The following is a 1,473-nucleotide window of genomic DNA, read 5'->3' on the forward strand; positions in this document are numbered from 1 at the left end:
GAGGGCTTCGGCCCGGGCGCGGTGCTGGTGCGCGCCCTGCCGGCGCTGCTCGGCAATCCTTCCATCGCCTGCCCGGCCGCGGCGCGGAAACGCCGGGCCGCGGCCAGCGCCGCGCGGTCCCCGGGCCCCGCCGCCCCCGGCCCCGCCAAGGGAAGGTCCGCATCCGGCACGCTGCGGCGAAACGCGACCTTCAGCACGGAAGGGTGCCCGGCCCCTCCTCGCCTCAGCCCTCCTCCAGCGTCTCCGCGACGAGGCGATCCAGCAGCCGCACGCCGAAGGCGGTCGCGCCCTTCGGCACCGTCGCGGCATCCTTGCTGCTCCAGGCGGTGCCGGCGATGTCGAGATGCGCCCAGGGCTTGCCGTTCGTGAAGCGCTGCAGGAACTGCGCCGCGGTGATCGAGCCGCCGGGACGCCCGCCCACGTTCTTCATGTCCGCGATGTCGGACTTGATCTGCTTGTCGTAGGCGTCCGCGAGCGGCATGCGCCAGCACTTCTCGCCCACCGCCGCGCCGGCCGCGATCACCTGCTGCGCCAGCGTGTCGTCGTTGCTGAACAGCCCCGCATGCTCATGGCCGAGCGCGATGATGATCGCGCCGGTCAGTGTCGCCAGGTCCACCATGCCGCTCGGGTCGAAGCGGTCCTGGCAGTACCACATCACGTCCGCGAGTACGAGGCGCCCCTCGGCATCGGTGTTGATCACCTCCACCGTCTGGCCGGAGGCGGTCTTCACCACGTCGCCCGGCCGCTGCGCCGTGCCGGAGGGCATGTTCTCGACGAGGCCGACCAGCCCGACGACATCCGCCTTCGCCTTGCGCCCGGCGAGCGCGGCCATCGCGCCGACCACCGCGCCGGCGCCGGCCATGTCCCACTTCATGTCCTCCATGCCGCCGGCGGGCTTGATGGAGATGCCGCCGGTGTCGAAGGTCACGCCCTTGCCGATCAGCGCCAGCGGCCGCTGCTTCCTGCCGCGCGGCGCGCCCTTCCACTGCATGACCACCATGCGCGCCTCATGCGCCGAGCCCTGCGCCACGCCGAGCATCGCGCCGAAGCCGAGGCGCTTCAGCTCCTTCGGCCCCATCACCTCGACCTCGACGCCGAGGCGCTCCAGCCCCTTGCAGCGCTCGGCGAATTCGACCGGGTGCAGCACATTGGGCGGCTCGCTGACCAGCTCGCGGGCCAGGAAGACGCCGTCGGCGACGGCGCGCAGCGGCGCGAAGGCGTTCTTCGCGGCCGTCGCGTTGCCGGTGGCGATGGCCAGCCGCTCGAGCTTCGGCTTGTCCTCCTCCTTCTCCTTCGTGCGGTAGCGGTCGAAGCGCCAGGCGCGCAGCACCGCGCCGAAGCCGAGCTGCGCGGCGAGCGCGGGCTGCAGCGCCTCGGCGGCCACGGTCGCCGCGCGCGCCAGCGCGCCCGCCCGCGCCCAGGCGCCCCCCGCCCCGACCGCCCCCCCCCGGGGGAGCGGCCCCCCCCGGGCCC

At 74.3% G+C, this 1,473-nt stretch carries 2 protein-coding genes; both read right to left on the reverse strand.

Annotated elements, in window-relative coordinates:
- Nucleotides 1-197, reverse strand: a 197-nt coding sequence (locus AC1MIR_RS05270) for a hypothetical protein (protein WP_480027137.1), incomplete at its 3' end; no start/stop codon positions are given.
- Nucleotides 198-223: 26 nt separating this feature from the next.
- The coding region (locus tag AC1MIR_RS05275) for a leucyl aminopeptidase (RefSeq protein ID WP_480027138.1) at nucleotides 224-1,473 on the reverse strand (1,250 nt) is incomplete at its 5' end.

The sequence above is a fragment of the Falsiroseomonas sp. RANM36 genome (assembly GCF_056682175.1).